The 23773-nt window shown below is 74.0% G+C and carries 25 protein-coding genes and 1 pseudogene; 16 read left to right on the top strand and 10 right to left on the bottom strand.

The genetic code is table 11. From position 1 onward, the window contains the following. The first annotated feature begins 26 nt into the window (after nucleotides 1–26). Nucleotides 27–428, top strand: coding sequence for an allophanate hydrolase-related protein (locus tag ACZ6EM_RS05560; RefSeq protein ID WP_359898542.1), 402 nt, complete (start codon nucleotides 27–29; stop codon nucleotides 426–428). A 118-nt stretch (nucleotides 429–546) separates the two neighbouring features. Here the strand turns inward: ACZ6EM_RS05560 and ACZ6EM_RS05565 are convergent, their stop codons facing one another. Beyond that, the gene (locus ACZ6EM_RS05565) at nucleotides 547–1587 is read right to left on the bottom strand and encodes a helix-turn-helix domain-containing protein (protein WP_465771762.1); all 1041 of its coding nucleotides are present in this window, start codon (nucleotides 1585–1587) and stop codon (nucleotides 547–549) included. A 55-nt stretch (nucleotides 1588–1642) separates the two neighbouring features. Between ACZ6EM_RS05565 and ACZ6EM_RS05570 the strand changes: the two genes are divergently transcribed. Beyond that, nucleotides 1643–2890, top strand: a complete 1248-nt coding sequence (locus ACZ6EM_RS05570; RefSeq protein ID WP_465771763.1) for an MFS transporter — start codon at nucleotides 1643–1645, stop codon at nucleotides 2888–2890. A 269-nt stretch (nucleotides 2891–3159) separates the two neighbouring features. Here ACZ6EM_RS05570 and ACZ6EM_RS05575 read toward each other — a convergent pair whose 3' ends face one another. The 7 genes and pseudogenes from ACZ6EM_RS05575 to ACZ6EM_RS05605 form a co-directional block, all read right to left on the bottom strand. Next, nucleotides 3160–4545, bottom strand: a complete 1386-nt coding sequence (locus tag ACZ6EM_RS05575; protein WP_401056167.1) for an 8-oxoguanine deaminase — start codon at nucleotides 4543–4545, stop codon at nucleotides 3160–3162. Beyond that, nucleotides 4506–5028 (bottom strand): annotated as a pseudogene (locus ACZ6EM_RS05580) (solute carrier family 23 protein); the annotation flags it as partial. The pseudogene ACZ6EM_RS05580 and the gene ACZ6EM_RS05575, both read right to left, overlap by 40 nt. Nucleotides 5029–5229: 201 nt before the next feature. Continuing rightward, on the bottom strand, nucleotides 5230–6150 hold the full coding sequence (pucL, locus tag ACZ6EM_RS05585) for a factor-independent urate hydroxylase (protein WP_401052017.1): 921 nt from the start codon (nucleotides 6148–6150) through the stop codon (nucleotides 5230–5232). A 33-nt stretch (nucleotides 6151–6183) separates the two neighbouring features. Continuing rightward, nucleotides 6184–6519 (bottom strand): hydroxyisourate hydrolase, encoded by a 336-nt coding sequence (uraH, locus tag ACZ6EM_RS05590; protein WP_359911797.1) that lies wholly within the window; start codon nucleotides 6517–6519, stop codon nucleotides 6184–6186. Between the two features lie 95 nt (nucleotides 6520–6614). Next, a complete protein-coding gene (gene uraD, locus ACZ6EM_RS05595) occupies nucleotides 6615–7118 on the bottom strand; it encodes a 2-oxo-4-hydroxy-4-carboxy-5-ureidoimidazoline decarboxylase (RefSeq protein WP_401052014.1) in 504 nt (167 codons plus the stop codon). A 248-nt stretch (nucleotides 7119–7366) separates the two neighbouring features. After that, complete coding sequence (locus ACZ6EM_RS05600; RefSeq protein ID WP_452177457.1) at nucleotides 7367–7747, bottom strand: helix-turn-helix domain-containing protein; 381 nt, start codon at nucleotides 7745–7747, stop codon at nucleotides 7367–7369. Further along, nucleotides 7744–7998: a thiamine-binding protein gene (locus ACZ6EM_RS05605; RefSeq protein ID WP_359911788.1), complete on the bottom strand. Its 255-nt coding sequence runs from the start codon at nucleotides 7996–7998 to the stop codon at nucleotides 7744–7746. Before ACZ6EM_RS05605 ends, ACZ6EM_RS05600 begins: the two co-directional genes overlap by 4 nt. Nucleotides 7999–8204: 206 nt before the next feature. On the opposite strand from ACZ6EM_RS05605, the gene ACZ6EM_RS05610 reads away from it, so the two are divergent. The 14 genes from ACZ6EM_RS05610 (at nucleotide 8205) to ACZ6EM_RS05675 (ending at nucleotide 21823) form a co-directional block, all read left to right on the top strand. After that, on the top strand, nucleotides 8205–9050 hold the full coding sequence (locus ACZ6EM_RS05610; protein WP_465771764.1) for a TIM barrel protein: 846 nt from the start codon (nucleotides 8205–8207) through the stop codon (nucleotides 9048–9050). Nucleotides 9051–9203: 153 nt separating this feature from the next. Beyond that, on the top strand, nucleotides 9204–10112 hold the full coding sequence (locus ACZ6EM_RS05615) for a 2-hydroxy-3-oxopropionate reductase (protein WP_465771765.1): 909 nt from the start codon (nucleotides 9204–9206) through the stop codon (nucleotides 10110–10112). 235 nt (nucleotides 10113–10347) lie between these two features. Continuing rightward, entirely contained in the window at nucleotides 10348–11490 is a 1143-nt protein-coding gene (locus ACZ6EM_RS05620; protein ID WP_465771766.1) for a glycerate kinase, read from the top strand. 146 nt (nucleotides 11491–11636) lie between these two features. Beyond that, a complete protein-coding gene (gene allB / locus ACZ6EM_RS05625) occupies nucleotides 11637–13025 on the top strand; it encodes an allantoinase AllB (RefSeq protein WP_465771767.1) in 1389 nt (462 codons plus the stop codon). 10 nt (nucleotides 13026–13035) lie between these two features. Then, nucleotides 13036–14232 (top strand): allantoicase, encoded by a 1197-nt coding sequence (gene alc / locus ACZ6EM_RS05630; protein ID WP_465771768.1) that lies wholly within the window; start codon nucleotides 13036–13038, stop codon nucleotides 14230–14232. Between the two features lie 67 nt (nucleotides 14233–14299). Next, complete coding sequence (locus ACZ6EM_RS05635) at nucleotides 14300–14437, top strand: hypothetical protein (RefSeq protein WP_465771769.1); 138 nt, start codon at nucleotides 14300–14302, stop codon at nucleotides 14435–14437. Between the two features lie 253 nt (nucleotides 14438–14690). Beyond that, nucleotides 14691–15470: an IclR family transcriptional regulator gene (locus ACZ6EM_RS05640; protein ID WP_380547145.1), complete on the top strand. Its 780-nt coding sequence runs from the start codon at nucleotides 14691–14693 to the stop codon at nucleotides 15468–15470. Between the two features lie 207 nt (nucleotides 15471–15677). Then, nucleotides 15678–16592 (top strand): metal-dependent hydrolase, encoded by a 915-nt coding sequence (locus ACZ6EM_RS05645; RefSeq protein WP_465771770.1) that lies wholly within the window; start codon nucleotides 15678–15680, stop codon nucleotides 16590–16592. Between the two features lie 39 nt (nucleotides 16593–16631). Further along, on the top strand, nucleotides 16632–17720 hold the full coding sequence (locus ACZ6EM_RS05650) for a PDR/VanB family oxidoreductase (protein WP_465771771.1): 1089 nt from the start codon (nucleotides 16632–16634) through the stop codon (nucleotides 17718–17720). Between the two features lie 14 nt (nucleotides 17721–17734). Further along, a complete protein-coding gene (locus ACZ6EM_RS05655; RefSeq protein ID WP_465771772.1) occupies nucleotides 17735–18670 on the top strand; it encodes a M24 family metallopeptidase in 936 nt (311 codons plus the stop codon). Continuing rightward, on the top strand, nucleotides 18667–20427 hold the full coding sequence (locus tag ACZ6EM_RS05660) for an SDR family oxidoreductase (RefSeq protein WP_465771773.1): 1761 nt from the start codon (nucleotides 18667–18669) through the stop codon (nucleotides 20425–20427). Before ACZ6EM_RS05655 ends, ACZ6EM_RS05660 begins: the two co-directional genes overlap by 4 nt. 95 nt (nucleotides 20428–20522) lie before the next feature. Further along, the gene (locus ACZ6EM_RS05665) at nucleotides 20523–20717 is read left to right on the top strand and encodes a type II toxin-antitoxin system VapB family antitoxin (protein ID WP_401046265.1); all 195 of its coding nucleotides are present in this window, start codon (nucleotides 20523–20525) and stop codon (nucleotides 20715–20717) included. Next, complete coding sequence (locus ACZ6EM_RS05670; protein ID WP_359911749.1) at nucleotides 20714–21130, top strand: PIN domain nuclease; 417 nt, start codon at nucleotides 20714–20716, stop codon at nucleotides 21128–21130. The genes ACZ6EM_RS05665 and ACZ6EM_RS05670 overlap by 4 nt, the downstream gene beginning before the upstream one ends. A 72-nt stretch (nucleotides 21131–21202) precedes the next feature. Beyond that, entirely contained in the window at nucleotides 21203–21823 is a 621-nt protein-coding gene (locus tag ACZ6EM_RS05675; RefSeq protein WP_359911746.1) for a LysE family translocator, read from the top strand. A 29-nt stretch (nucleotides 21824–21852) separates the two neighbouring features. On the opposite strand, the gene ACZ6EM_RS05680 is transcribed toward ACZ6EM_RS05675, so the two are convergent. Together ACZ6EM_RS05680 and ACZ6EM_RS05685 are read right to left on the bottom strand one after the other, a co-directional pair. Next, nucleotides 21853–22068 carry a hypothetical protein gene (locus tag ACZ6EM_RS05680; protein WP_465771774.1) on the bottom strand — a complete coding sequence of 72 codons (216 nt, stop codon included), beginning with the start codon at nucleotides 22066–22068 and terminating at the stop codon, nucleotides 21853–21855. Nucleotides 22069–22096: 28 nt separating this feature from the next. Further along, entirely contained in the window at nucleotides 22097–23302 is a 1206-nt protein-coding gene (locus ACZ6EM_RS05685) for an XdhC family protein (RefSeq protein ID WP_465771776.1), read from the bottom strand. Nucleotides 23303–23773: the final 471 nt, after the last annotated feature.

Raw genomic sequence — 23773 nt, forward strand, 5'->3', positions numbered from 1 at the left:
GTCCGTTCCACGCAAGGAGTTCACCCATGGCGCGCATGTTCTTCAACGGCCAGGCGATGACCGGCGGCCCCTTCCACAGCAAGGTCGCCGACTCGCTGCTCGGGCCGGCCAGGACCGCCCCCGGCTACCGATTCTTCTCCATCGACCACAGCGGCGGGACGGACGTCTGCCCGGGGCTGCTGGCGGACCCGGAGGCGGGCACCGCGATCGAGGGCGAGCTGTACGACATCCCGCTGGAGCGACTGCGCGACGTCATCCTGCCGGGCGAGCCGCGCGAACTGGAACTGGGCGTGATCGAGTTGGAGGACGGCTCGGCCTGCCTGTCGATGCTGCTGGCCCGCGGCGAGGTCGAGCGCGGGGTGCACCGCGAGATCACCCACCACGGCGGCTGGCGCGCCTACCTCAGGACGATCGGACGCGAGGCCTGACGGCGGACGGCCCGCGCCGGCCGGGGTGGATGACGGATGACAGCTGACAACTTTCATCATCTGTCATCTGTCATCCGTCCGCTGAAATCCGTCGCTGAAATCCGTTCGCCGAAAGCCGTCAGCCCCCCGCCGCGAGGTGCCGGCGCCCCGCCACCACCGCGTCGCCCAGCCGGCTGCGCCGGTACAGCACGCTGCGGCCGAGCCGGTTGCGCTCCAGCAGCCCGGCCGCCGCGAGCGCGCCCAGGTGGCGGCTGACCGCACCCGGGGTGACCCCGAGCCGGTGCGCCAGCTCCGTCGTGCTGGCCGGGGTCTCCAGCAGTGCCAGCAGCCTGGCCCTGGGGGCGCCGATCAGTCCGGCCAGCGGCCCGTCGGCCACCGCCCCTGCCCCGGCGCCGGCGGGCCCCAGGCCCTCGGCCATCGTCGCCTTGCCGCGCGCCGGGTAGCAGACCAGCGGCGGCCCCGCCTGGGTGACATCGGTCTGCGCCCCGAGCCCGAACAGCGTCGGGATCAGCACCAATCCGCGCCCGGCGACCTTCACCGTGGTGCCCACCGCCTTCACCGCCGGGTGCGGGTCGACGAGCCGCAGCACCCCGGCGTGCCAGCTCAGCCTGGCGTCGAGGTCCGCGAACAGCCCGTCCGCCCCGTGCTCCGAGAGCATCCGCCCCCGGTGGGCGATGTCCGCCTCCAGCACCGAGCGGGCGCGCGGCCACCAGGCGGGGGCGAGGCAGCGCGTCCAGTACGCGTCCAGCGCCTCGGCCGTCCGGGCGGCCAGCGCCGCCGGGTCGTCGATCAGCCCGGCCAGTACCGGCGGCAGCGGGCTGGGTTTCCCGCCGCCCCGGTAGGCCTCCAGTACGTCGGCCCGCACCACCTCCGGCGGGGTGGCCGCCAGCCGCGCCAACTCGGCCGAGAAGTCCGGACGGGGGCCGAGCGGACGGGGCGTGAGGAAGTCCGGCACGAAGCCGACCGGCGCGATCATCGACTCCAGCAGTGCGGTGTCCAGCGTCTCGTAGTGGTCCTGCCAGCCGGCGATCCACGGCTGCTGCTCCGGGTAGCGCAGGGGCCAGCGGCGGGCGCGCAGGCTCAACACCGCCTCCTGCAGGGCGGAGTAGCCGAACCAGGTGGCGGCGAGGTCGTCGACGCCCAGATGGAACTCGAACATTGACCGTAACGGTAAAAGAGTTCCGCCGCCGGGGGAAGCCCGCTGTCCTACTGCCATGACCTCTGCCGCGGTGCTTCCCTCCGCCGTCCGACGGCTGCTGCCGGCCGACCCCCTGCTGCGCAGGCTCGCCCTGATGAGCCTGGTGAACACCGTCGGCAACGGTCTGTTCGTGACCGTCGGCGTGCTGTTCCTGACCCGCTCCGTCGGCCTGACCCCGGGCCGGATCGCGCTCGGGCTGAGCGCGGCCGGCGTCTGCGGGGTGTTCGCCGGGCTGCCGATGGGCCGGCTCGCCGACCGGGTCGGCAGCAAGCGGCTGCTGATGGTGGTCGGGCCGCTGGAGGCGCTCGCCGTGGTCGGCTACGCCTTCGTGCACTCCTTCGCCGCCTTCGTCGCCCTGGCCTGTGCGGCCACGGTGCTGGAGCGCGGCGCGGCGGCGGTGCGCAGCGCCCTGATCGCCCGGACGCTGCCGGCCGAGAGCCAGGTGCGTTCACGGTCGCTGCTGCGCTCGGTGATGAACGCGGGGCTGGTGGTCGGGTCCGGCGGCGCGGCGCTGGCGCTGCAGTCCGACAGCTACGCCGGGTACGTCACCGTGATGGTCCTGGACGCCGCGAGCTTCCTGGGTGCGACGGCGCTGCTGGCCGGCCTCCCCGTCCGTGACCTGACGGTCGGCCGGGACGGTGCCCCGGAGGCCGCCGCGGGACGGCGGACGGTGCTGCGCGACCGCCGCTACCTGCTGGTCACCGTGCTGCACGCGCTGCTGGAGCTCCAGCTCCCGGTGCTCACCGTGGGGATCCCGCTGTGGGTCGTGCTCGCGACGGACGCGCCGGCGGCGGTGGTCGCGGCGGTCAGCGTGGTCAACTGCCTGCTGGTGGTGGTGTTCCAGGTCCGGGCGAGCCGGGATGTGGACGACGTTCCGTCGGCGGCCTGGGCCTGTGCCCGGGGCGGCCTGCTGCTGGCGGGCGGCTGCCTGCTCTACGCGGCGGCGCAGTCGGGCCCGGCCGCGGTCGCCACCGCGGCGATCCTGGTCGGCGCCCTGGTGCACAGCCTCGGCGAGCTGCTCACCTCGGCGGGCGGTTGGACGCTGAGCCTGGACCTGGCCGATCCGCGTTCCCACGGCGAGTACCAGGGCGTGTTCATGAGCGGCCAGGCGGCGGCCCACGTGATCGGCCCGCTGGTGATCAGCCTGACCGTGGTCGACCACGGCGTGGTCGGCTGGGCCGTCCTGGCCGGTGTGTTCGTCCTCGCGGGCGCCGCTCTCCCGGCCGCCGTCCGGTACGCGGAGCAACCGGCCGCCGCCCGCTGACCACGAACCCTGGTCAACCGGCCCCGGTCAACGGGCCCTGCTCCGCGGCCCCGGTCAACGGCCCCCGGTCCACGGGCCCGGTCAAACGAGACCCGAACCGCGGCCCCCGATCGTCCGGCCCGCTTCCCACGGGGGTGGGAGCGGGCCGGAGGCACGCCGCGGCCCCGGATCCTCGCCGTGGATCCGGGGCCGGGGTCCGCACACCCGTCGGGGTGTGCGGAGCCCGGGGGCGCACCGTCCCTGGGCGCTCCCGGAGTCAGGGGTGGGCGTCAGAGCGGACGGGCCGCCAGTTCGCGGGCGGCGCGGGCGCAGTCGCGCGCGATCCGGTCCTCGTCGACGGTGGTCAGGCGCCCCTTCTCGACCACCGCGTTGCCGTTGACGAACAGCACCGACAGCGGCGGGAGCGCCCCGAAGGTGAGCGCGGCGACCGGGTCGGCGATGGACGAGTGCATGATCCCGTCGATCTTCCACAGCGCCAGGTCGGCGAGCTTGCCGGCCTCGATCGAGCCGATCTCGTCCTGCCGGCCGAGCACCCGGGCGCCGCCCATGGTGCCCAGGCGCAGCGCCTGCCGTCCGGTCAGTGCGGTGGGGGAGCCGTGCAGGCGGTTGATCAGCAGCGCGTTGCGCAGCTCCGTGCCCAGCTCGCCGGATTCGTTGGAGGCGGTGCCGTCGACGCCGAGCCCGACCGGGACGCCGGCCCGGAGCATGTCGGGCACCCGGGCGATGCCGGCCGCCAGGCGGGCGTTGGAGGACGGGCAGTGGGCGACGCCGGTGCCGGTCTCGGCGAACTTGGCGATGTCGGAGTCGTTCATGTGCACGCAGTGCGCCATCCAGACGTCCTCGCCGAGCCAGCCGACCGACTCGAAGTAGTCGGTCGGCCCCATGCCGAACAGCTCCTTGCAGAACTGTTCCTCCTCGGCCGTCTCCGAGCCGTGGGTGTGCAGCCGGACGCCCTTGCGGCGGGCGAGTTCGGCGGACCGGCGGAGCAGGTCGGTGGAGACGGAGAAGGGGGAGCAGGGCGCGATGGCGATGTGCAGCATCGAGCCGAAGGAGGAGTCGTGGTACCGGTCCACGGCGGCCTCGGAGGCGGTCAGGATGTCGTCCAGCTCCTCGACCGCGTGGTCCGGCGGCAGTCCGCCGTCCTTCCGGGAGCGGTCCATCGAGCCGCGCAGCGCGGTGAAGCGCAGGCCGAGTTCCCGGACGGCCTCGATGGAGGCGCCGAGGACGTCGCCGCCACCTTTCGGGAAGACGTAGTGGTGGTCGGAGGCCGTGGTGCAGCCGGACTTGAGCAGTGCGGCGGCGGAGCCCTGGGCGGCGGCGTGCACGAGCTTGTCGTCGATCCGGGCCCAGGTCGGGTAGAGGGCGACCAGCCAGTCGAACAGGATGTGGTCCTGGGCCAGGCCGCGGGTGATCCACTGGTAGAAGTGGTGGTGGGTGTTGACCAGGCCGGGGGTGATCAGGTGGCCCTCGCCGTTGATCCGGCGCACCACGTTGTCCAGCCACGCGGGGGCGGGGCCGTCGCCCACCGTCTCGATGGTGTTGCCGAGGACGACCACGTGGCCGCGGGCGTACTCGGTGTCGTTCGCGTCCACGGTGGCGATCGCGGCGTTCTCGATCACGATCCGCTGGTCGGCGGGCGGGGGCTGGACTGCCATGGTGTGACTCCTTGGGGGAGGGCCGGGAAGGGCCGGGGGAGGGCGCGCACCGCATGGTGCACGCCCCTCCCGGGCCGGTCAGGACGGTGTCGCCGTCGGTACCGTCGCGCCGGGGGCCTGGCCGGACCCGGACCCGCGGGCGGCTCCGACGTGGTGGAAGAGCAGGTTGAGCAGGACGGCCATCACGCAGCCGGCCGAGATCCCCGAGTGCATCAGGGTCCGGACGGCCTCCGGGAAGGAGTCGTAGAACGTCGGCACGGCGATCGGGACGATGCCGACACCGAGGGAGACCGACACCAGGATGGTGTGCGAGCCGGACTCCATGCCGGCCTCCGCGAGGGTGCGGATGCCGCTGGCCGCGACCGTGCCGAAGAGCACGATCCCGGCGCCGCCGAGGACGGGCTGCGGAACCAGGGAGACGACCGAGCCCAGCACGGGGAACAGCCCCAGCAGGACCAGGATGCCCCCGCCGGCCGCCGCGAGGCAGGCACGAACTCCGGTGGGTGGGGGGTGGGGGTGGAGAAACCGCCGGTGCGGATGGAACGGCTGGTGCGGATGGAACGGCTGGTGCGGGTGGAACCGCGGGAGCGGTTGCCGTGGATGGAGCGGTCCGCCCGCACCCGACCGGTCCGTGGGGGCCGGAGGTGCGGCGATTTCCGGGCGGCGTCCACCGGGTGGGGGAGGTCAGGCGACCGGGATGACCGGGACGACGCCCTCGCGGTGCACGGTGCCCTCGATCAGGCCGTACATGCGGTCCGCGGCGAAGTAGACCTCGTTGTCGTTCTTGAGGCCGAACGGTTCCAGGTCGACCAGGAAGTGGTGCTTGTTCGGCAGTTCGAGGCGGACCTCGTCCACCTCGGCGCGGTTGTTGAGGACCCGGGTGCCCATCGCGTGCAGGGTCTGCTGCAGCGAGTAGGAGTAGGTCTCGGCGAAAGCCTCCAGCAGGTGCCGCCTCACCCGGGTGTAGGAGCGGTTCCAGTGGGGCTGGGCCTCGCCGTCCTTCCCGCTGTAGCCGAACTTCCAGCGGGCGGTGACCTGGGTGGCGAGGATGCGGTCGTACGCCTCCTGGAGGGTGGTGTAGCCGTCCTTGATGTAGCCCCAGAACTCCGAGTTGGTGGAGTTCATGACGACGAGGTCCTTCAGGCCGGAGACGACCTGGACGGACTCCCCGTCGTAGACGATCTCGCTGGTGCGCACCTCCTGGCCGCTGCGGACGAAGGAGTGGCCCACCTCCTCCGAGCCGATGAAGCGGGCCGAGCTGTCCGGCGTCCTGATCCGGTCCCAGGCGTACTCCTCGATCCGGATCCGGGCGCTGTGCACGACGCCGCGCTCGGTGTCGTCGACGAAGTGGCGCGCCAGGAGGATGCCGAACGCCTCGGCCGACTCGATGCCGTGCTCCTTGGCGAAGGCGTAGACGGTGTTCTTGGTGGTGTCGGTGGGGAGGCAGTTGGCGTTGGACCCGGTGAGGTGGACGTCCTCGAACTCGCCGCGGAGCGAGACCGAGACGTTCAGGTCCTTGATCTCGTGCCGGGAGGAGTCGCGGTGGATCCGGACGATGCGGTTCTCCGCCTTGCCGTACTGGTTCTGACCGAGCACGTGGGCCATGACGTGGCTCCTAAGCTTTTCAAGGTCGGTCCACTAGCTTCCGCGGTAGACCGAGTATCCGAACGGGTTGAGCAGCAGCGGCACGTGGTAGTGGTGCTGTTCGGGCGCGACCGTGAAGACGATCGAGACCTCGGGGAAGAACGGCGGTTCGGCGGACTTGAGCGCGTGGTACGCGCCGGTGCCGAAGAGCAGCCGGACGACCGAGCCCGCCTCCACGGCCGGCAGGTCCGCGACCCGGCCGTCGGAGTCCGTGGCGGAGGTGCCGAGCACCTGCCAGCCACCCTCGGTGTGCAGTGCGAGCTCGACCGGGACGCCTTCGGCCGGCCGGCCGAGGCTGGTGTCGAGCACGTGGGTGGAGATGCCGGTCATGGGTGAAGTGGCCTTACTGATGGCAGAGGTGATGATGCGTCAGATTTTCGCTGGGATTCCCGGGAAGGTTCGGTGCGACAGCATGTGACGGTACGTCAGAACGTGTCGAGCAGGCGGTCGAGCCGGATGTCGTTGATCTTGCGCAGCTCCTCGCGGACGGTCTCCGCCTCGGCGGCGGCGTCGTTGGGGTGGCGCTCGCGCAGGGCGGCGAGCATGCCGACCGCGGTGCGGCCGGTCGCGCAGATCAGGAACACGTGGCCGAACTTGGCCTCGTAGGCGGCGTTGGCCTCGCGCAGTTCGTCGAGGACCGCCTGGTCCACGCCCCGGATCCCGGCCTGTTCGCGCTCGGAGGTGGCGTCGCCCGCCACGGGCGTGCCGATCCGGGCGTGTCCGGCCATCGCGTCGCGCAGGTCCTCGGTCGTCAGCGACGCCATGGCCGCCGCGTTGGCGGCGAGCAGGGCCTCACGGTCGGACCACGGCTGGGCCGCCGCGACCGCGGCGGCCCAGCGGGGGCTGGAGCACACCTCCAGCAGGATCTCTTCCAGCTCCGCGGCGTCGGCCGCGGCCAGGGCGTCAAGGGCGTGGGGGTGGTTGGTCACGGGTGGACCTCCTGAAGAGTGGTGCCACCCGGACAAGCTAGATCGACCCCACCCGGCCGTCAACACTTTGTTGAACTGTTGGTGGTTACGTTTTGAACCGGGCCGCGATGCCGGGCCCTTTCGTGTGCGATTCGCCAAGTGTGCCCCGCCGCAGGCCGATCCACTCCTGCCGTGCCGGCGGGGTCACCCGTTCGGAAGCCCCCGGGGCGGGGGCCCGCACGTGCCCCGGAGGGCGTCGAACCGGGGCGTCAGGACGGCTTGGCGCCGTCCTGGCGGTTCAGGTAGTTGTACACGGTGAAGCGGCTGACGCCCAGGGCGGAGGCGACGGTCTCCACGCCGTGGCGGACGGTGAAGGCGCCGCGCTCCTCCAGCAGGGCGACGACCCGCTGCTTCTCCAGCCGGTCGAGCCCGGCCAGCGGGCGGCCGTCGAACTGGCGGGTCATCTCGGTGAGCAGCCGGTCCAGCGCGCTGCCCAGGTGGGGCAGTCGGACGGCCAGGGCCGGGACGCCCTCCCACTCCAGGACCACGTCGTCGGGCTTCGCCTCGTCCAGGGGGACGGGCGTCGCGCCGACCGCGGCCAGCAGCGGCTTCACCGCCGCGGCGAGCGGGTGTTCCACGTTCTCGGTCACGGCGTACCGTCCTCCTCGCCCAGCACGCTGACCTGGACCGAGATCCGGGTCGCCCCGGCGTCCAGGGTCTCCCTGAGCAGCTTGGTCACCGCCGCGAGGACCTGCTCGGCCCCGCCCTCGGCGCCGGTGCCGAAGGGGCCGACCGACACGGCCAGGCCGGCCTCGTCGACGACCTTGCGGGCCGCCGCGGCGTGCTCCGGGAACGTGTCCAGTTCGAACGGTTCTGTCGTGAACTCCACCATCAATCGCACGGGGTCACTGTAGCGAGCGGGGGTGCGGGCGGGCAGGGCCCGGGTGATCGAACAGTCCGGCCCCGGGCGGCGGCATGCCCATGAGGCGGCTTCAACAAATTGTTGCGACTCCCTTGGCACTCGCTCGGCGGGCCGGAGATGTTTCCACCATACAGAATTCCTCTTCCGGATCGTGGAAGTTCCGGGTGAAGGAAGGGAGAAGAAAGGTGAGCGACGTGACCGCGGCAGCCCAGCACGGCTTCACGGTCAACCTGTCGATCCTGTTCGGCGAACTGCCGCTCCTGGAGCGCCCCGCCGCGGCCGCCGCGGCCGGCTTCACGGCCGCCGAACTGTGGTGGCCCTTCGGGGCGGAGCACGACCCCTCGCAGGCCGAACTGGACGCGCTGCGCAAGGCGTTCACCGACGCCGGCGTACGGCTCACCGGCCTGAACCTCCTGGACGACCTGAGCCGGGGCGCCCGCGGCACCGTCTCGGTGCCGTCCGAGCGGGACCGCTTCCGCGCCAACCTCCCGGTCGCCGCGGAGCTCGCCGCCTCGCTCGGCGCCACCGCGCTCAACGCGCTGTACGGCGACCGGGCCGAGGGCGTCGACCCGGCCGAGCAGGACGCGCTCGCGCTGGAGCACCTGGTGCTCGCCGCGCGGGCCGCGCACGGGATCGGCGCGATCCTGCTCGTCGAGGCCCTGAACAAGGACGAGTCGCCGCACTACCCGCTGGTCTCGGCCGCCGCCGCCGTCGAGGTCGTCGACAAGGTCAACGCCGCCACCGGCCTCGGGAACGCCAGGTTCCTCTGCGACCTGTACCACCTGGCCAGGAACGGCGAGGACCTGCCGGCGGTCATCGACGCGTACGCCGACCGGATCGGCCACGTGCAGATCGCCGACCACCCGGGCCGCAACGAGCCCGGCACCGGCGACCTGGACTTCGAGGACCTCTTCGCCAGGCTCACGGCCGCGGGTTGCAGCGGTTCGATCGGCCTGGAGTACCGCCCCTCCACCGGCGTCAGCGCCGACAGCTTCGGGTGGCTGCCGCGCGAGCTGCGCGCCGTCGGGTAGCCGGCCGCGCGGCGGAGCCGATGAGCGCCGCCGAGCCGCATGGCGCCGACGTGCGCGCCGCCGAGCCGTGTGCCGCCGACTCGCGCGGCCTCGCCGGGCCTCGCCGCCGACCCACCCGACCTCCCACCCGCACACGTAAGGAAACTCGACGCGATGAGCCGCAAGATCGCCTTCATCGGCCTCGGCATCATGGGCAGCCCGATGGCCGCCAACCTGGTCAGGGCCGGCCACCACGTCACCGGCTTCAACCTCACCCGGCCGCCGATCAACGTCCTGGTCGCGGCCGGCGGCCACGGTGCCACCAGCATCGCGGACGCGGTGAAGGACGTCGAGGTGGTCATCACCATGGTCCCGGCCGACCCGCAGGTCGAGCAGGTCGTCCTGGGCGAGGGCGGGGTGGTGGAGAACGCCGCGCCCGGCACCCTGGTGATCGACATGTCCTCGATCACCCCGCAGACCTCGATCAAGGTCGAGGCCGCCGCCGGGGAGAAGGGCGTCCGCACCCTGGACGCCCCCGTCTCCGGCGGCGAGGCCGGTGCCGTCGAGGCCGTCCTGTCGATCATGGTCGGCGGCGCCGCCGAGGACTTCGCCGAGGCCCGGCCGCTGTTCGACGCGCTGGGCACCACGGTCGTCCACGTCGGCCCGGCCGGCGCCGGCCAGACCGTCAAGGCCGCCAACCAGCTGATCGTCGCGGTCAACATCCAGGTGCTCGCCGAGGCCGTCGTGTTCCTGGAGAACGCCGGCGTCGACCTGGCGGCCGCGCTGGACGTGCTCGGCGGCGGCCTGGCCGGCTCCACGGTGCTCAACCGCAAGAAGGCGAACATGCTGAACCGCGAGTTCGCCCCCGGTTTCCGGATCGACCTGCACCACAAGGACATGGGCATCGTCACCGACGCCGCCCGCGCCGTGGGCGCCGCGCTGCCGGTCGGCGCCGTGGTGGCCCAGCTGGTCGCCTCCGCCCGGGCCAACGGCGACGGCTCGCTCGACCACTCGGCGCTCCTGCGCGGCGTCGAGCGGCTCTCCGGGCGCGGGGCCGCACAGGGCGGGTCCGACCGGCCCTGATCCCCGGGGGCTCCCTCGCGGAGCCCCCGGCCCGAGCTCCTCCTGGCGGCGTGTACCCATTCCGGTCGTGCCCGCGCCGCCAGGAGGCCAGGCCCGGCCGGCGTGCGGGCCGGGGCTCATCCGTCCGCCCGCCGGCCGCCCCGGCCCGGGCACTGGCCCCCCGGGGCACCCGGGCCCATGCTGGACGCACACCGCGGAGCCACCGCCGGACCCGTACGGAAGCGAGGACCGCACCATGCCCGCCATCCCCCACCAGGGCCATGTGGTCGTCGCCCCCGACAAGTTCAAGGGCAGCCTGGAGGGCGCCGAGGCGGCGGCCCGGATCGCCGCCGGCATCCGGCGTGCCGCGCCCGGCACCGAGGTGCGCGAACTGCCCGTCGCCGACGGCGGCGAGGGCACCCTGGCCGCCGCGCTCGCGGCCGGGTTCGGCCGGGTCCCGGTCAAGGTGGCCGGCCCGACCGGCCTGCCGGTGGACGCCGCGCTGGCCGTCCGGGACGACACCGCCGTGGTCGAGCTGGCGCAGGCCTCCGGCCTCGCCCGGCTGCCCGGCGGTCGCGCCGCCCCGCTCACGGCCGGGTCCTACGGGGTCGGCCAGCTGATCGCCAGGGCGGTCTCGCTCGGCGTGAAGCGGATCGTGCTGGGCCTGGGCGGCAGCGCCGGTACGGACGGCGGCGCCGGCATGGTGCAGGCGCTCGGGGTACGGCTGCTCGACGCCGGCGGCGCCGAACTGCCGCCCGGTGGCGCCGCGTTGCGCCGGCTCGCGGAGATCGACCTCGGCCCGCCGGCCGAGGCCCTGGGCGGGGTCGAGGTCGTGGTGGCCTGCGACGTGGACAACCCGCTGCTCGGCCCGCGCGGCGCCCCGGCCGTCTACGGCCCGCAGAAGGGCGCCGACGGCGAGGACCTGGTGGTGCTGGAGGAGGGGCTGACCCGGTTCGCCGACCTGGTGGCCGAGGCCACCGGGCGGGACCTTCGGGAGGCGCCCGGCGCCGGCGCCGCGGGCGGGGTGGGCTTCGCCGCCCTGGCCCTGCTCGGCGCCACCATGCGCCCGGGCATCGAGCTGCTGCTCGACCTGTTGGGCTTCGACGGGGCCGTGCGCGGGGCACGCCTCGTCGTGACCGGCGAGGGCTGCCTGGACGCGCAGACGCTCCACGGCAAGGCCCCCGCCGGAGTCGCCGCCGCGGCCGCCCGGGCGGGGGTTCGGGTGGCCGCCGTGGCGGGCCGGCTGGAGCTCTCCGAGCCCGAGTGGCGGGCCGCCGGTTTCACCGCCGCGATCGCCCTGACCGATCTGGCCGAGCGGCCGGGGGAGAGCATGACCAGGGCCGGTGAGCTGGCCGAACTCGCGGGGGAGAGGCTGGCCGGCGAGCTGCTGCCGGGCTGAACCCCGGCACGTACCGGACCGTCCGCGGGCCCGCGCCTCACGCGTTCAACCATTGACGTTTTGTTGAAGGCGGGCCTAGGCTCCCGGCAATCCTTCGCCTCCACCCTGCTCCACCACCCTCGACTCCCAGGTTTCGGAGGTCCCCCATGCCTTTCGGCCGGCCCACGGTGATCCGCTCCCGCCGGGCGGTCCTGCCCGACGGCGAGCGCCCCGCGGACGTGCTGATCCAGGGCGGGACGATCACCCGCACGGCCCCGCACGGCTCGCTGGCGGCCGCCGGGGGCGAACTCGTCGACCTCGGTGACACCGCCCTGCTGCCCGGCCTGGTCGACACCCACGTGCACGTCAACGAGCCCGGCCGCACCGAGTGGGAGGGCTTCGCCTCCGCCACCCGGGCCGCCGCGGCCGGTGGCGTCACCACGATCATCGACATGCCGCTCAACTCGATCCCGCCCACCACCACGGTGGCGGGGCTGGCGCTCAAGCGGAGGACCGCCGAGGGCCAGGCCTGGGTCGACCTCGGCTTCTGGGGCGGCGCCGTCCCCGGCAACGTCGCCGACCTCGAACCGCTGCACCGGGAGGGCGTGTTCGGCTTCAAGAGCTTCCTCGCCCCCTCCGGGGTGGACGAGTTCCCGCCCGTCGAGGCCGCGGACCTGGAGGCGGCGCTGGCGGAGCAGGCCCGGATCGGGGCGCTGGCGATCATCCACGCCGAGGACCCGGCCGTGCTCGCCGCCGCCCCGCAGCAACCCGGCGTCCACTACCGGGACTTCCTGGCCTCCCGGCCCGCCGGCGCGGAGACCGCGGCGGTCGCCCGGCTGCTCGACGCGGCCCGGCGCACCGGCGCCCGGGTGCACGTCCTGCACGTCTCCTCCGCCGCCGTCCTGCCGCTGCTGCGGCAGGCCCGCGAGGACGGCGTACGGGTGACCGCCGAGACCTGTCCGCACTACCTGACGCTCGCGGCCGAGCAGGTGCCGGACGGCGACACCGCCTTCAAGTGCTGTCCGCCGATCCGCGACGAGTCCAACCGGGACGCGCTCTGGGAGGCCCTGGCGAACGGCGAGTTCATCGCCGTCGTCTCCGACCACTCGCCGTCCACCCCCGATCTCAAGCTGCTGCCCGAGTACGGTGGCAGCGGCGACTTCGCGGCCGCCTGGGGCGGCATCGCCTCGCTCCAGCTCGGCCTGCCGGCCGTCTGGACCGAGGCCCGCCGCCGCGGCCGCACCCTGTCCGACGTGGTGCGCTGGATGTCCGCCGGACCGGCCGAACTGGTCGGCCTCACCGGCACCAAGGGCGCCATCGCCGCCGGTCACGACGCGGACCTGGTCGCCTTCGACCCCGAGGGCGGCTTCGCCGTCCGGGCGAGCGGGCTGCACCACCGCAACCCGGTGACCCCCTACGCCGGCCGGACCCTCACCGGCGCGGTGCGCACCACCTGGCTGCGCGGCCGCGAAGTGGACCCCGCGGCCCGCCCCTTCGGCCGGCAGCTCGCCCGGCCCCGATCCCGTCCCACCACCACCCCGCCCGTACGCGCCTGAAGGAGAGTCAGTGACCACTGCCGACACCCCGAGTGCTCCCTTCACCGAGCTGGTCGACCTGGCCTCCCGACTGCTCGGCGCGGGCGTCGTCGCCACCAACGAGGACACCTTCGCGGACGCCGAGAACCTGCTGGTCGCCAAGCCGGCCGAGTTCCGCCCGCACACCTTCGGCCACAAGGGCCAGATCATGGACGGCTGGGAGTCCAAGCGCCGTCGCGGGGTCTCCGCCGAGCAGCCGCACCCCACCGACGAGGACCACGACTGGACGATCGTGCGGCTCGGCGTCGCCGGGGTGGTCCACGGCGTGATCGTGGACACCGCCCACTTCACCGGCAACTACCCGGAGTCCGCCTCGGTCGAGGCCGCGTCCGTCCCCGGCCACCCCTCGCCCGAGGAACTCCTGGGCGCCGAGTGGACCACGATCGTGCCGCGCACCGCGCTGAGCGGCGACACCGCCCACGAGTTCGCCGTCGCGGACGGCACCCGTTACACCCATGTGCGGCTGAACATCTTCCCGGACGGCGGCGTCGCCCGGCTGCGGGTGCACGGCGAGGTGCTGCCCGACCCGCGCGAACTGGACGGCCTCACCTTCGACCTGGCCGCCCAGGAGTACGGCGGCGTGGCCGAGGCGGCGTCCGACCGCTACTTCTCCTCCCCGCACAACCTGAACGCTCCCGGCCGCGCCTCCGTCATGGGCGACGGCTGGGAGACCCGGCGTCGGCGCGACAAGGCCAACGACTGGGTGCAGATCGCCCTGGCCGGGGGCGGTGAGGTCCTGGCCGCCGAAGTGGACACCTCCTGCTTCGTCGCCAATGCCCCCGGCTGGGCCGACCTGATCGGCTTCGACGCCTCGACCGGGGCGGACCCGGCCGACGGCGAGTGGTTCGAACTCCTGCCCCGCACAAGGCTCCAGCCCGACACCCGGCACCGCTTCCGGCTCGACGCCGGCCGCCCGGTGACCCACGTGCGCATCAACGTCCACCCGGACGGCGGCCTGGCCCGCCTCCGGCTCACCGGCCGCCTCACCGGGGCCGGCCGCGCGGCCCTCGCGCTGCGCTGGTTCAACGCCCTCCCGGCCGCCGAGGCCGTCGCGGCCCTCACCGGGGCCGGTGCCGCCGCGCAGGAGGCCGCCGCGCTGACCGCCGCCCGTCCCGCGGCCGACCCGGTGACGGCCGCGACCGTCGTCCGGAGCCTGTTCGGCGGCTGACGATCCGTCGGCTTCCTCGCCCGGATCCCGTGGAGCCCGTGGAACCCGTCCGGGCGGGGATCTGACGATGCGTCATTCACCCCTCGGCGCACCGCCCTACGGCGTGGTGGAGCGCAACCTCGCCCACTTCCACGCCGCGGACGAGGAGTTCGGCGCCCGGCTGGCCGCCGCCGTCACCACCCTGCGGGCGGGCGACGAGGGCTGAGCGCCGGCGGCGGGCCGGCCCACCATCCGCACCACCGTCCCCACGGCCGCCGGGCCCGCACCCGGCGGCCCCGCGGGCGGGCTCCTCCCCCCTGGGCAGTGGGGGAGGAGCCCGCCGCGTCGTCCCAGGTCGGGCGGCGGGGCGCCACGGATTGTCCACGGATATGCACGGACGGCAGCCGTCGGAGCCGCCGGGTCGATAGGCTGGTGGGTGCCCGCGGTCGCTCCGTGGGGGGACATCGGAAGGGGACGACATGTCGACACCAGCCCCGGGTCGTCACGCCGCTTTGGACCAGGGCCCGACGGGCTCGTTCACCTCCCTCCAGCACGCCCTCAGACTGCTGGAGGCGGTCGACCGCCACCCCGACGGTGCCACCCTGGTGGCCCTCGCCCGGGAGACCTCGCTCGGGCTGCCCACCGTGCGTCGGCTCGCCGAGATCCTGGAGGTCGAGGGCTATCTCCAGTGCCAGGACGGCGGTTGGCTGCTGGGCGGCACCTTCGCCCTGCTCGGCCAGCACAACCGGGAGCAGCTGGTGAAGGCCCGGCTCAACCGCAAGCTCGCCGAACTCCGGGACGAGCTGGGCGCCGCCGTGTACTTCAGCCGGTACCACGACGGCGAGTTGTCGGTGGAGGCGGTCTCGGCCGCCGACTACGCGCCGGCCGTGCAGGAGTGGGTGGACTTCCGGGCCACCGCGCACGCCAGCGCGATCGGCAAGTGCCTGCTCGGTCAGCTGGACGCGGACGCCCGGCGGGACCACCTCTCCCGGCACCCGGTCGCCCGGCTCACCTCCCGCACCGTCACCGACGCCGACCAGCTGATGCACCGGTTGGAGCGGCAGCCGGCCACGGTGCCGGTGCTGGACATCCAGGAGTACGCGCTGGGCACGGTGTGCGCGGCGGTGCCGATCACGGCGGGCAGTACGGTCGGCTGCCTGGCCACCTCGATGCCGGCGGACAGTGTCCACAAGCTGAAGGCGGCCGCCGAGCTGCTGGCGGCCCGGGCGGCGCCGCTGATGCTGGCGATGGCGGTCTGACGTCAAGCCGGCGGTCGCGCACACGAGTTCGAGGAGGCCCTGCCGGGAGACCGGTGGGGCCTCCCGCGTTTCCCGTGGTGGCCGCCGGTGCGCGGCACTTATTAGACTCGATGTCGATAAGGGTGGCCGAACCCCTTGTCCTGACCGCTACCCGCGAGTACGTTTCCCTGGAGCCGAGCCGCCGCCCCCAGGTCAGGAGGGCCTGCCATGCCCCGTTCCACCCCCGTCCCCGCCCTCGCCGCCCCCGCCGCGCGCGTGCACGACAGCCTCGTGCTGGAACCCCGGGACGTCCGCTTCGACTGGGCCCAGCTGCCGCTGCACTGGATCCCGGACGAGCCGATGGCCACCCACGTCATCAACGTGCTGCACCTGCTGCTGCCCGAAGGGGAGCGGTGGTTCGTCAAGGTGTTCAAGGAGGCGCTGCCGCTCATCCGGGACGAGCAACTGCGCGAGGAGGTCCTCGGGTTCATCGGACAGGAGGCCATCCACGCCGAGGCGCACCAGGAGGTCCTGGACCACCTGCTCGGCCAGGGGCTCGACCCGCGGCCGTACGTCCGGCAGATCTCCTGGCTGTTCCAGCGCGTCCTCGGCGACAAGCCGGGCCTGACGCCGGACCGGCGGCGGGAGAACGTCATCGAGCGGGTCGCCTTCATCGCGGCGATCGAGCACTTCACCGCCTTCCTCGGCAACTGGGCGCTCAACTCCCCGGGCCTGGACCGGGCCAAGGCCGACCCGACGATGCTCGACCTGCTGCGCTGGCACGGCGCGGAGGAGGTCGAGCACCGCAGCGTCGCCTACGACCTGATGGTCCACCTGGACCCGGGCTACCTGCGCAGGGTGCGCGGAATGGTGGTCTCCGGGCCGCTGCTCGTCCACCTCTGGGTGCGCGGCGCCCGCTTCCTGCTCGCCGCCGACCCCTCCCTCGAAGGCCGGCTCAAGCCCACCTGGCGGGAGGCCGGCCGGATCGCCAGGCGCGGACTGCTGCCGGACCCGGTCAAGTCGATCCGCTCCGGACTGCGCTACCTGCGACCGGGCTACCACCCGACCCAGGAGGGCTCGTCCAGCCAGGCGCTGGGCTACCTCGCCACCTCCCCGGCCGCCCGCGCGGCCGCCGGGCGCTGAGCCCGGTCCCTCTCCCACCCACCCCGAGGACCCCGCCGGATGGACCAGCTCACCCCGCCCCCCGACCTCTACGGCCGCCCCCGCCCCGACGGCTTCATGCGCCGGCTCACCGCCTTCGGCGACCGCTACTCCCCGGCCCTCGGCGGCCCGCTGCTGCGCCGCAACCCCCGCCGGCCGCTCAGCCGCCCCACCCCGCCGCTCCAACTGGTCGTCGCCGAGCGCCGCCGACCGGCCGTCGACGTCGTGGAGCTGCTCCTCGCCGACCCCTCCGGCGGCCCGCTGCCCGGCTGGCAGCCCGGCGCCCACCTGCGCCTCGTCCTGCCCTCCGGCCGCGAACGCCACTACTCCCTCAGCGGCGACCCGGCCGACCGCACCGGCTACCGCATCGCCGTCCGGCGGCTGCCCGAGGGCGGCGGCGGATCCGTCGAGGTCCACGACGCCCTGCACCCCGGCACCCGGCTCACCGCCCGCCGCCCGCGCAACGGCTTCGCCTTCTGCGCCGAGCCCGCCGTCCTCCTGCTGGCCGGCGGCATCGGCATCACCCCGCTGCTCCCGATGGCCCGCGAGGCGCAGCGGCACGGCCTGGACTGGCGCCTGGTGCACGTCGGCCGCAGCGCCGACACCCTCCCGTACACGGACGAGCTGCGCGCCCTCGACCCGCGCCGGGTGGTGCTGCGCACCGACGACGAGCACGGCGGCGTCCCCACCGGAGCCGAACTGCTCGCCCACGCCCCGCGCGGCGGCGCCGTCTACTGCTGCGGCCCGGCGCCGATGCTCACCGCCGTGCAGCGCGCCCTGGACGCCTCCCCGGCCGCCTCCCTGCACTTCGAGCGCTTCGGCGCCGCCCCGGTCACGGACGGCGAGCCGTTCGCCGTCCGCCTCGGCACCGACGGTCCGGACCTCGACGTCCCCGCCGACCGCTCCGCCCTCGACGTGCTGCGCGAGGCCCGCCCGGACCTCCCGTACTCCTGCCACCAGGGCTTCTGCGGCACCTGCGAGGTCCGGGTGCTGGCCGGCACGCCCGACCACCGGGACCGCCGCCTCACCCCCGAGCAGCGTGCCGCCGGCGCCCTGCTGCCCTGCGTCTCCCGGGCCGCCGAGGGCGAGACCCTCGTGCTCGATCTCTAGAAGGAGCCCTCTCCATGGCGAAAGCGACCCCCGCCTTCCGCTACACCGAGCGCGACCTCGCCCGCTTCCGCGAGACCCAGCAACTCGCCTACGCCTGCGCCGAACAGGCCGCCGCCTGGATCGAGCCGGGCGTCACCGAGCGGCAGGCCACCGCGGAGCTGCGCCGCCGCCTGGTCGCCGCCGGGGTGCAGGACTTCTTCCACGTCCCCTTCGCCTGGTTCGGCGACCGGACGGCGTTCCGGCACTTCCACACCCCGCTGCAGTTCTTCGCCGGCAACCGCCGCCTGGAGGAGGGCATGCCGTACGTGCTGGACTGCGCGCCCGTGGTGGACGGCTACACCGCCGACATCGGCTACGGCGGCAAGGTCGGCGAGAACCGGGTCTGGGACCGCCTGGCCGCCGACCTGAAGGTGTACCGCGAGCTGATCCTCGCCGAGGTGCGGGCCCGCAGGCCGCTCGCCGAGGTGTACGCGGCGGTGGACGCCCAGATCGCCGCGCACGGCTACGACAACCGCCACCAGGTCTACCCGGGCCGGGTGATCGGCCACCAGGTCACCCGCACCACCGCGCGCGGTCCGGCCGGGGTGAACGTCCTCGGCTTCGGCGTGCGCACCCTCCAGACCCTCGGCCGCGAGCTGATCTCCGAGCGGCTGCACGGCCGTTCACCGCTCTGGGCGGACGGCCGGTCGTCCCGGCACGCGCCCACCCCGGGCCTGTGGGCGGTGGAGCCGCACATCGGCTTCCGGGGCGTGGGCATCAAGTTCGAGGAACTGCTGGTCGTCACCGAGGACGACGCCTACTGGCTCGACGACGACCTGCCGCACGTCCGCCGCTGGACCGCCGGGACCGGGCAGACTGCCACCGAGCAGGCGGCCGTCCCGACCGCCGCCGAGCCGACCACGGCCGAGCCGACCGCCCTCCCCCCGACCACCCTGGAGGCCACCCGATGACGAGCCCGACGAAGCGTCCGGCGCAGCCCCCGGCGGCGCCCCCGGTCCGCCGCCGGACCGTCCGCTCCGGCGGCCTCCCGCTCGCCGTCTTCGAGCAGGGCGACCCGGACGCCCCCACCGTCCTGCTCGTGCACGGCTACCCCGACACCCACGCCGTCTGGGACGACATCGCCGCCGACCTCGCCCGCGACCACCACGTGGTCCGCTACGACGTGCGCGGCGCCGGGGAGTCCGCCGCCCCCGCCGACCGGTCCGGTTACCGCCTGGAGCACCTCGCCGAGGACCTGTTCGCCGTCGCCGACGCCGTCAGCCCGGACCGCCCGGTGCACCTGGTCGCCCACGACTGGGGCTCGATCCAGTCCTGGGAGGCCGTCACCGAACCCGGCGCCGGGCGCCGGATCGCCTCGTACACCACCCTGTCCGGCCCCAGCCTGGACCACATGGGCCACTGGCTGCGCCACCGGGTGCGCCGCCCCACCCCCCGCCACCTCGGGCAACTGCTGCACCAGGGCCTGCACTCCTGGTACATCACCGCCTTCCACCTGCCCTACCTCGCCCCCGGCGTCTGGCGGCTCGGCCTGGCCCGGGCCTGGCCGCGGGTGCTGCGCGACCTGGAGCACGTCACCCCGCGCGCCGACCACCCGCAGTCCACCCTGCGCCGCGACGCGGTCCGCGGCATCGAGCTGTACCGGGCCAACTTCCGCCCCACCCTGGGCAGTCCGCGCGAGCGGCCGACCGAGGTGCCGGTCCAGCTGATCACCCTCACCCGGGACCGGTACGTCGGCACCTACCTCTCCGAGGGGCTGGAGCGCTGGGTGCCCGATCTGACCCGCAGGACGCTGCACGCCGGCCACTGGTCGGCGCTGCTGGAGAAGGGAGCCATCGTGGCCGGGATGGTCCGCGAGTTCACCGCCCGCATCGACGCGGGGCGGGCCCGACCGGCCGGGGACGACGGCCGGCTGGTCGTGGTGACCGGCGGCGGCAGCGGCATCGGCCGGGCCACCGCGCTCGCCTTCGCCGAGGACGGCGCCCGGGTGGTGGTCTGCGACCTCGACCTCGCGGCCGCCGAGCGCACCGCCGAACTCGCCTCGCTGATCGGCCCGAAGGCGCACGCCTACCGGGTGGACGTCTCCGACGGCGCCGCGATGGACGCCTTCGCGCAGACCGTCGCCGCCGAGCACGGGGTGCCCGACGTCATGGTCAACAACGCCGGCATCGGCCACTCCGGGACGTTCCTGCAGACCACCGAGAAGGAGTGGCAGCGGGTCCTGGACGTCAACCTCTGGGGCGTGATCCACGGCTGCCGCGCCTTCGGTACCCTGATGGCCGACCGCGGCCAGGGCGGCCACATCGTCAACGTCTCCTCCGCCGCCGCCTACCTGCCGTCCAAGGCGCTCACCGCCTACGCCACCAGCAAGGCCGCGGTGTTCATGCTCTCCGACTGCCTGCGGGCCGAGTTCGTCGGCCACGGCATCGGCGTCTCCACCATCTGCCCGGGCATCGTCAACACCAACATCACCCGCACCTCCACCTTCTCCGCCACCACCTCCACCGAGCAGGCCGCCAAGCAGGCCCGCGCCGCGAAGCTCTACGCCCGCCGCGGCTTCCCCCCGGAGAAGGTCGCGAGCGCCATCCTCACCGCCGTCCGCACCGGCAGGCCCGTCGTCCCCGTCACCCCCGAGGCCAAGGTCGCCCGTTTCCTCTCCCGCCTCAGCCCCGGCCTGCTCCGCCTCGCCGCCCGCCTCAACCTCACCTGACCGGGTGAACATCGACTGATCAGGGCATACGGGCCTGTGATATCAAGTACCGTCGATATTGATATCGCAGGCTCGCTCCGCTTGGGAGGCCGACCATGGCCCGTACCGTGATAGACGTCAACGACGAACTGCTGGCCGAGGCCGCCGAGATCCTTGGTACGACGACCAAGGTGGCCACCGTCAACGCCGCCCTTGAAGATCTCGTGAAGCGCCGCAAGCGTGAGACTTTCATGGACTGGCTCGCCGAGGGCGGACTGCCTGACCTCACCGGACCGGTGGAAAAGGGATGAGCGAGCGCTTCCTGATCGACAAGTCGGCTTTCGCTCGCTTCTCCAAGCCGACGGTCAGGTCGGTCCTCAGGCCGAGGATCGTCAGAGGACTCGTCGCCATCTGCGGCGCTGTCGAACTGGAGATCATGCACAGCGCCCGTTCCAAGGCCGACGCCCTTCGGATCCGGGAGGGCCTGAGCGGCTTCGACTGGCTGCCCACGCCCGACGAGGTGTGGGACCGCGCCATCGAGGTGCAGGCCCTCCTGACCTCGTCGGGCAACTGGCGGGCGCTGTCGGTGCCGGACCTCGTCGTCGCGGCCACCGCCGAGCGTCACGGGGCCACGGTGCTCCACTACGACGGTGACTTCGACATGATCGCCGCGGTCACCGGCCAGCCCACCGAGTGGGTCGTGCCTCCGGGGTCGGCGGACTGACGGATCAGGCGGCCGGGCACCGTCCGCCCCGGCGGGCGGGGGCCGGCCGGGGCTGTGAGAGCATCGAGGTCCATGGAGATGACAACGGCTCTGTGGTCCTTCGCCCTCGTCGTGGGGCTGCTCACCCTCACCCCCGGTCTCGACACCGCGCTGATCCTGCGGACCTCCGCCCTGGGGCGGCGCCGGCAGGCGTGGGGGGTCGTGCTGGGGATCCAGACCGGGACGCTGCTCTGGGGGACGCTGACCTCGGCCGGGGTGACGGCGCTGCTGACCGCCTCGCAGGTCGGGTACGAGATCCTGCGCTGGGCGGGCGCGGCGTACCTGGTGTGGATGGGCATCGGGATGCTGCGCAACCGGGGCGGCGAGGCGGCGGCCGAGGAGGAGCCGGAGGACGGTGGGTTCGCGCACGGCTGGCGGCGGGGCACGCTGACCAACCTGCTGAACCCCAAGGTCGGGGTCTTCTACGTGGCCGTGCTGCCGCAGTTCATCCCGGCCGGGGCCCCGCACTTCGCCGCCGGTGTGGCGCTGACCTGCGTGCACGTCGTGGAGGGCCTGCTCTGGTCGACGGTCCTGGTGGGCTTCGCCCAGGTGCTGCGCGGCTGGCTGCGCCGCCCGGCCGCCCGGCGGCTGATGGACCGGGTGACCGGCGCGGTCGTGGTGGGCTTCGGCGTGAAGCTGGCGCTGAGCGACTGACGTCCCTCCGTGCTCAGCCGCCGGGCCGCTCAGCCGCCGAGCCGCTTGAGCCCCTCCATGAGTTCGTCGGCGTTCATGCAGGGGTGGATGTCGACGGTGGCGTTGAGCTGAAGCCAGAACGGCTCTGCGAGGGACGGGATCGAGGCCTCGTCCGTGATGTCGACGACGAAGATCATGGCCCGGTGCCCGTTGCGGCTGAGGAAGTAGGCCGCCTCCGGCCTCCCGCCGTGCCGGTGGCCACGCAACGTGCGTGGTACCGGAGCCGCTGCCGGTTCAGGCCGCGTGAGGGCGGGGTGCCGGGCCGTCGGCCGGGCGACCCTCGTCACCCTCCGTTCCCGTCCGCGGCAGGTCGTGGTGGATCGGCCCGTCGGAGGCGCTCAGCGGCAGGCAGCTGCCGCCGCGCCGGTGGGCGACGATCTCGGCGGCGACCGAGACCGCCGTCTCCTCCGGGGTGCGCGAGCCGAGGTCGAGGCCGATCGGGGAGCGCAGCCGGGCGAGTTCGGCCTCGGTGATCCCGGTCTCGCGCAGCCGGGCCACGCGGTCCCGGTGGGTGCGGCGCGAGCCCATCGCGCCGACGTAGCCGACCGGCAGTCGCAGGGCGCGCTCCAGCAGCGGGATGTCGAACTTGGCGTCGTGGGTGAGTACGCAGAGCACGGTGCGTCCGTCGATCCGGCCGAGCTGGGAGTCCAGGTAGCGGTGCGGCCAGTCGACCACCACCTCGTCGGCGCCGGGGAAGCGACGGGTGGTGGCGAAGACCGGCCGGGCGTCGCAGACGGTCACGTGGTAGCCGAGGAACTTGCCGATCCGCACGACCGCGGCCGCGAAGTCGATCGCCCCGAACACCAGCATCCGCGGCGCCGGTACGTACGACTCGACGAAGCAGGTGACGGTGCCCCGCCCGTGTTCGTCGCAGGGGCGGCCGTCGAGGCCGAGCACGAGCCGGCCGGTGCGCCCGGCCTCCAGCATCGCCCGGGCCCGGGCGACGATCGCCCGCTCCAGCCCGCCGACCGTGGAGGGCGTCGGGGAGAGCGCGCCGGTGACGTCGTCGGCGGTGACCGCCAGCACGGCCCCGACCAGGCCGCCCGGCCCGGCGATCACCCGGACCAGCGCCACCGGGGTGCCGGCCGCGATGCGGGCGATCCCGACGTCCAGCCCGGCGTCGGCCCCCGGCACCACCGGCTGGACGAACACGTCCAGGACGCCGCCGCAGGTCAGACCCACCGCGAAGGCGTCCTCGTCGCTGTACCCGAAGCGTTCCAGCACCGGCTCGCCGCTCGCGATCGCGGCCTGGCACAGCTCGTACACCGCGCCCTCGACGCATCCGCCGGAGACGCTGCCGACCGCCTCGCCGTCCGCGTCCACGGCCAGCGCCGCCCCGGGGTCGCGCGGTGCGCTGCCGGAGACGCCGACGACGGTGGCCACGGCGAAGGAGCGGCCGGCCGCGTGCCAGGCCCGCAACTGCTCGGCGATGTCCTGCATGGGGGCTCCTTACACGGTTTCGACAGTAGCGGGAGACGCCGCCGTACGGGAAACGATCCCGGACGGCGGCGGTGGTGCCCATGCCGTGAGCGCCGAAGGCGCCGAACAGGTCGACGTGGCCGAACAGGCCGAAGTCGGGTGCCGAGACCGGGCTGCCGGGCCAGACCGGCACCGAGTTCTTCCAGGCCTCGGCCGGTACGTGCGCGGCCGGCCCGGTTGACGATCATCGCGAGCACGGTGCCGCCGGCGACGCCGATCAGGATCGCGCCGCGGACGCCGCGTGCCATCAGCACGAAGATCGCCAGCAGGGTGACGCAGAAGACGAGCACCGGCCAGCCGGCCAGCGAGGGTCGATCCGCGGGCCGAGATCTTGAAGTAGGCGTCCAGTGCGCCGGTGGGGCGCGGTGCCGGGGACGACGGGTGGGGGCCGTCCGCGGCGGGTCCGCCGTCGGCGGGTCTGTCTTCGGTGGT

Source organism: Kitasatospora sp. NPDC041917 (assembly GCF_055589745.1).